Below are 6,433 nucleotides of genomic sequence, written 5' to 3' on the forward strand. Positions count from 1 at the left end.
CCATTGGCAAACGGAACCCCCATCGGATCATGGCGGTTTCCTATTGTCATCCCTTTAATATTACGAGGAAGCAACGCACACGTTATACCTCTCTCAACGTCATCACTTAAAATTTTATCGGGATCTTTTAATTTAAAAGCCAAACCAACCAATGTGGCGATTGGCGCTAAAGTTATATAACGTTTATTAAAATCTAACGATACGCCGATGACTTCTTTGCCGCGAACTTTGCGCTTAACAACATGACCATAACCTTGCATGGCACCCGCGTCACTACCTGCCTCAGGGCCGGTAAATGCAAAACATGGAATATCCTCGCCGGTCGCTAATTTTGACAAATATTTTTTCTTTTGTTCATCGGTACCATAATGGACGAGCAACTCGCCAGGCCCTAATGAATTTGGCACCATAACGGTTACCGCCGCCGCAATACTGCGCGTCGCAATTTTTGTCACCACCGCCGAATGACCGGAAGCCGTGAACCCTAACCCGCCATATTCTTTTGGAATGACAAGGCCGAAAAATTTCTCTTGTTTGATATAATCCCAAACTTCGCTTGGAAGCTCCCTATCCTGTTGGATTTGCCAATCATCTAACATTTCACATAATGTTTCAACGGGGCCATCTACATAGGTCTGCTCTTCTTCTGTTAATTGGAATGATTTATATTGAAATAATTTTTCCCAGTTAGGGTTTCCAGAAAATATATCGCCATCGAACCATACCGTTCCTGCCTCTAACGCTGTTTTTTCTGTCTCGCTCATCCTTGGCAGAACTTTCGCAGCAATTTTAAACAATTTATCAGATAACAATGAACGCCTAAGGGCCGGGTTATACTGAAGCATTGTACCCAAAACAGCGATAAAGAGCCCAAGAATAATAGCCAAGAAACCCGCCACCCCCAAAAGAACGAATAACGACCAAATGAAGGCCCCAAAAAGGACAAAAATAATTTGATTGTTATTTTTAAATAACGAAAGCAATAATAAAATGCTCGAAGCAATTAGAATTAATGTATACATTTTTGATCCTCGGTGTTTTTGTTAGTCAAGTACCGCTTAGATTTACAGATATTTAAATTTATGACGGTTTACTCTGTTCAGTCAATTGTTCTATTTAGCTTTATTGCAAACTTTTAATTCATCCATCTAATTATCCATTGAAAAAAATAAAAATATAGTCATAAATTTACTTAGATCTAGTTCATCTATTTTCAACCCTTACTCGTATAGAGTAAAAATAATAAAAACCGTAAAGGATATTACCCATGCAAAATGGATTTGGCCCTTCCCTTGGACCGTTTGATTGGTCCGATGCCCTGCTTCTTGAAAAACAACTCACAGAAGATGAAAGAATGTTACGTGATGCGGCGCATATTTTCGCTCAAGAAAAGCTTCAAACTAAAGTCATTGATGCAAATCGTGAAGAGCTGAGCGACCCTGAAATATTTAGAGAAATGGGTGAAGCGGGACTACTTGGGGTCACTATCCCTGAGAATTATGGTGGACTTGGTGCTGGTTATGTCACCTATGGTCTGGTTGCTAGAGAGATTGAACGCGTTGATTCAGGTTATCGCTCGATGATGTCAGTACAGTCTAGTTTAGTGATGTATCCTATCAATGCTTATGGCTCAGATGAACAGAAAGAAAAATATTTACCCAAACTTGCAAGTGGTGAATTGATAGGATGTTTCGGATTAACAGAGCCTGATGCAGGTTCCGACCCCTCTTCCATGCGCACAGTGGCTAAAAAAATAGACGGAGGTTATCGCCTTTCTGGAACAAAGATGTGGATTTCAAATTCACCCTTCGCCGATGTGTTTATCGTTTGGGCAAAATCACAAGCCCATGACGGGCAGATCAAAGGTTTTATTCTCGAGAAAGGCATGGAAGGACTGTCAGCACCTAAGATAGAAGGCAAACTATCCTTAAGGGCTTCTGTAACCGGTGAAATCGTTATGGACGGCGTAGAGGTGAGAGAAGACGCATTATTGCCAGGTGTTTCAGGACTTAAAGGGCCTTTCGGTTGCTTGAACCGTGCCAGATATGGAATTGCTTGGGGCGTTTTAGGAGCCGCAGAATTTTGTTGGCATGCGGCACGTCAATATGGATTAGACCGAAAGCAATTTAACCGTCCCCTTGCTCAAACGCAGCTCTTTCAAAAAAAATTAGCCGATATGCAAACTGAGATTTCTCTGGGTCTTCAAGCAGCACTGCAAGTTGGTCGTTTAATGGATGAAGGGACAGCAGCCCCTGAAATGATCAGTCTTATCAAACGAAATAATTGTGGAAAGGCTCTTGATATATCCCGTATGTCCAGAGACATGCATGGTGGTAACGGTATTTCTGAAGAGTTTCAGATTATGCGCCATATGGTCAATCTTGAAACAGTGAATACATATGAAGGTACACATGATGTCCATGCATTAATACTGGGGCGTGCGCAAACCGATCTACAGGCATTTTTTTAAGGAATAAGTTATGGATCGTGCAAATATTGTCCATCAAAACTTCTTAGACAGAGTAAGTGCAGAAGATTTCCCAGACGGTAAAGCACCCACAGGCCCTATAACCAGCCAACAAGCCATAACCATTTTTCGCACCGGATGCTTAACCCGAGCTTTAGACCGAAAAAGTCGCGAGATGCAAGCACAGGGACAAGGCTTCTACACAATCGGCTCCTCTGGTCATGAAGGCATCGCCGCCATTGCGGCAGCCTTAAGGTTGGGGGACATGGCATTTCTTCATTACCGTGACGCTGCTTTTCAAATCCAAAGATCTGAAATGGTTCCCGGGCAATCCATTACGTGGGATATGCTCTTATCGTTTGCATGTGCAAAAGAAGACCCGATCTCTGGAGGTCGACACAAAGTTCTGGGATCCAAAAAACTTAATATTCCACCGCAAACGTCAACAATCGCAAGCCACTTACCAAAAGCTGTAGGCGCCGCCTATTCCATAGGACTTACCAAGAAAGTGGCCCCGGAACATCAATGTTTAAAAGACGATGCCATCGTTATCTGTTCCTTTGGTGATGCATCCGTTAATCATTCTACGGCGCAGGGTGCTTTTAACACGGCGCAATGGACATCTTATCAAGGCATTCCCCTATCTCTTCTATTTGTCTGCGAAGATAATGGTATTGGTATATCGACCAAAACCCCAAAAGGATGGGTTGCCGCTTCATTTAAAAATCGCGAAGGCATTAAATATTTCCATTGTGATGGCTTGGATATTTTTGAAACCTATAAGGTGGCATCTGAAGCCGCCGCCTATATTCGAAAGACACGTAAACCGGCCTTCTTACATATTCGTACAGTTCGTCTTTACGGTCATGCGGGCGCGGATATTCAAACTGTCTATATGGACCGTAGTGAAGTCGAAGCCGATGAAGCGAATGACCCTCTTCTGCATTCAGTAAGGCTTTTGAATGAGGCGGGGTTTCTGCCACCAAGCAAGTCTTTAGAAATATATAAAACGACCACCGACCGTGTAGCATCTGTGGCCAGTCAAGTTATCAAACGCCCTCGGTTAAGCTCCGCAGAAGAGGTTATGAAAAGCATCATTCCCCCGACGCGTCCATGCAGACAAAGTAATGGTCCCACTCCTAAAGAGCGCGCTGATTTGTTCGGTAAAGAGGCCAACGCTATGGAAAATCCCCAAATTATGTCACGGTTGATTAATTGGGCTTTGAAGGACTTAATGCTTGAACATGATGAAGTTGTAATGATGGGTCAAGATATTGGTGTTAAAGGCGGCGTGTATGGTGTCACACGAGGACTTCATGATAATTTTGGCGCAAGACGCATGATAGATACATTGCTTGATGAGCAGTCAATTCTTGGCTTGAGCATTGGTATGGCACATAATGGATTTACCCCGATCCCCGAGATCCAGTTCCTCGCTTATTATCATAACGCGGAAGATCAGATCCGCGGCGAAGCGGCAACCTTATCGTTTTTTTCTAATGGTCAATTTACAAACCCAATGGTGATCCGGATTGCGGGACTTGGCTATCAAAAAGGGTTTGGTGGTCATTTTCATAATGATAACTCTCTCGCTGTTTTACGCGATGTACCGGGTGTCATCCTCGCATGTCCGTCTAATGGTGCGGACGCCGCAAAAATGCTTCGTGAATCTGTGAGGTTGGCCCGCGAAGAGCAACGGATTGTCGTCTTTCTTGAACCTATTGCCCTTTATGCAACACAAGATTTACATGGCGTGGGTGATGGTGGATGGATGCAAACCTACCCTGATGCCTCTGAACGGATCGCGCTTGGTGATGTGGGAATTCATGGTGACGGCAAAGATTTAGCCATTATCAGTTATGCTAATGGCTGTTATCTCTCTTTAAAAGCACAGAAAAAACTAGCGGATAAGGGAATTAATGCCCGTGTCATTGACCTTCGCTGGCTCACGCCACTACCCAAAGAAAAAATGTTAGAGGCTATTGGCTCATGTAAGCATGTTTTGATCGTTGATGAAACAAGAAGGTCAGGTGGTGTTTCAGAAAGTATAATGACCTGTCTGGCTGAAAATATTCAGGTACCATTTGAAAGACTAGCCTCAGAGGACAGTTTTATCCCAACAGGACCTGCATACGCATCCACAATGCCATCTCAGGACAGCATTATTAATGCTGCGCTCAAACTCATTGGAGAAGATAAATGAAAAGAGCTGTAGTAATCTGTCCAGGGAGAGGCACCTATAACAAAGACGAGCTAGGATATCTGACAAGGCATTTCCCTGATAAAGAATTATTGTCTAGCTTTGATGAGCAACGCACACAGTTGGGGCTTGAGAAATTGTTAGACCTTGATGGTGCTGACCGTTTTTCAATGGCAAAACACACGCGCGGCGATAACGCATCGGCCTTAATTTTTGCCGCCACGCTCGGTGATTTTATGTCGATAAACAAAAATGAAGTTGAAATTGTTGCCGTCACCGGTAATTCAATGGGATGGTATTCCGCATTAGCCTGCGCCGGTGCTTTAGCCCCTAATGATGGTTTCAAGGTTGCCAACACGATGGGCTATTTGATGCAACAAGCGTTGATCGGTGGACAGCTTGTTTATCCCCATATGAACGACGATTGGCACCCAGATCCGGCACGCCTAAAAGGCTTGTTAGATTTGGTCGCCGAAATTGCAACACGTCAAGGGCATATACTTGCCCCATCAATTGATTTGGGCGGCATGCTTGTGATTGCCGGAAACGAAGAAGGTCTATCGGCGTTTGAAAAAGCAGTTGATGTGATACAAGGACGCTTTCCCATGCGTCTTGGTAATCACGCCGCATTTCATACCTCTCTGCAAACACCCGTTGCGGCAGAGGGACGCGGCATGCTTTCTGCTGACTTATTCAGGCAACCGACCATACCAATGATTGATGGACGCGGCAAAATATGGTGGCCTGATCAAGAAACGCAGCAGGATTTATGGGATTATACCCTAAACCATCAAGTGGTCGAGATGTATGATTTTACAAATGCCATCCGTGTTGCGGCACGTGAATTTGCCCCCGACTATTTTATTGTTACCGGTCCAGGCAATACCTTAGGCGGTGCCGTAGCCCAGTCTTTGATCCTCTCAAATTGGCAAGGCCTCAGCTGTAAGGATGACTTTAAGACTTTACAGCAACAAAACGGCCTTCTTATTTCAATGGGCATGGCTGAACAACGCAAATATGTTGTTTAAAAAATGTTTTATTTTTTTAAACCAAGTGGTTGCTTAGATCTAATTCAAATATTATGAAAAGTGGTGCCCGGGGGCGGATTTGAACCACCGACACGCGGATTTTCAATCCGCTGCTCTACCCCTGAGCTACCCGGGCATCGGGATATGACTCATATGAGGTGGAAGGGTTATAGGAAATTCAGAATGCTCTGTCCAGCACTCTTTCAAAAAAAATCATCTAAAAAAGATGCTTGAAATTAACTCTCTAATTCATCGTCAGTTTCTTGACCTTCGGATGTCTTATCGCCTGCAATCGTATAGCTTCCGTTAAACCAGCGCCCTAAATCAATATCGCTGCATCGCTTACTGCAAAAGGGAAGATATTTTTTAGTCGCTGCCTGATTACAAATTGGACATTCAAGAATAGTATTTGCCGCTTTCATCGTCTTTCCATTTTTAATTCTGAACCCGTTCTAATTCTGAAATCATCGAATATTTGACTGTGATCTTCAAGCCATTTTTTTTCATCATTATCAATTATGATTGTCACCGGCAAACCGGGGCTATTCAATGCTTCTTGTTCCGCCGTTCGAATAATATCAAGACATTTCGCAGCAACACTTTTAATAGCCACCTTTTTTTCAAGCAGTAAACTATCAAGCGGAATATTTTTTGATCGTCTTGTGAGTTCGAGTAATCCAAAGGAAGATATATTGCCGCGCTGTAAAGGCATCGGATCATCAAAAATAAGTTCATCCA

6 protein-coding genes and 1 tRNA gene are annotated in these 6,433 nt (G+C 43.5%); 3 read left to right on the forward strand and 4 right to left on the reverse strand.

The annotated features are described in order from the left end of the window. Positions 1-1,022, reverse strand: a 1,022-nt coding sequence (locus ACTF6W_RS07485; RefSeq protein WP_438993918.1) for an acyl-CoA dehydrogenase family protein, incomplete at its 3' end; no start/stop codon positions are given. A 245-nt stretch (positions 1,023-1,267) separates the two neighbouring features. On the opposite strand from ACTF6W_RS07485, the gene ACTF6W_RS07490 reads away from it, so the two are divergent. The 3 genes from ACTF6W_RS07490 to ACTF6W_RS07500 are packed head-to-tail and all read left to right on the forward strand — an operon-like array spanning position 1,268 to position 5,695. Next, entirely contained in the window at positions 1,268-2,470 is a 1,203-nt protein-coding gene (locus ACTF6W_RS07490; protein ID WP_438993919.1) for an acyl-CoA dehydrogenase, read from the forward strand. Positions 2,471-2,480: 10 nt separating this feature from the next. Beyond that, complete coding sequence (locus tag ACTF6W_RS07495) at positions 2,481-4,670, forward strand: thiamine pyrophosphate-dependent enzyme (RefSeq protein ID WP_438993920.1); 2,190 nt, start codon at positions 2,481-2,483, stop codon at positions 4,668-4,670. After that, a complete protein-coding gene (locus ACTF6W_RS07500) occupies positions 4,667-5,695 on the forward strand; it encodes an ACP S-malonyltransferase (protein WP_438993921.1) in 1,029 nt (342 codons plus the stop codon). Before ACTF6W_RS07495 ends, ACTF6W_RS07500 begins: the two co-directional genes overlap by 4 nt. Before the next feature lie 61 nt (positions 5,696-5,756). Here ACTF6W_RS07500 and ACTF6W_RS07505 read toward each other — a convergent pair. The 3 genes from ACTF6W_RS07505 to ACTF6W_RS07515 all read right to left on the reverse strand — a co-directional run. Then, positions 5,757-5,831, reverse strand: a tRNA-Phe gene (locus ACTF6W_RS07505). Between the two features lie 100 nt (positions 5,832-5,931). Further along, positions 5,932-6,117, reverse strand: a complete 186-nt coding sequence (locus tag ACTF6W_RS07510) for a DNA gyrase inhibitor YacG (RefSeq protein WP_438993922.1) — start codon at positions 6,115-6,117, stop codon at positions 5,932-5,934. Beyond that, positions 6,114-6,433, reverse strand: a 320-nt coding sequence (locus ACTF6W_RS07515; protein ID WP_438993923.1) for a hypothetical protein, incomplete at its 5' end; no start/stop codon positions are given. The genes ACTF6W_RS07515 and ACTF6W_RS07510, both read right to left, overlap by 4 nt.

The sequence above is a fragment of the Pseudemcibacter sp. genome, assembly GCF_965661635.1.
GTDB lineage: Bacteria > Pseudomonadota > Alphaproteobacteria > Sphingomonadales > Emcibacteraceae > Pseudemcibacter.

Coding starts and splice junctions, on each gene's coding strand:
- ACTF6W_RS07490 (WP_438993919.1), top strand. CDS start 1,268: ATGCAAAATGGATTTGGCCCTTCCCTTGGACCGTTTGATTGGTCCGAT.
- ACTF6W_RS07495 (WP_438993920.1), top strand. CDS start 2,481: ATGGATCGTGCAAATATTGTCCATCAAAACTTCTTAGACAGAGTAAGT.
- ACTF6W_RS07500 (WP_438993921.1), top strand. CDS start 4,667: ATGAAAAGAGCTGTAGTAATCTGTCCAGGGAGAGGCACCTATAACAAA.
- ACTF6W_RS07510 (WP_438993922.1), bottom strand. CDS start 6,117: ATGAAAGCGGCAAATACTATTCTTGAATGTCCAATTTGTAATCAGGCA.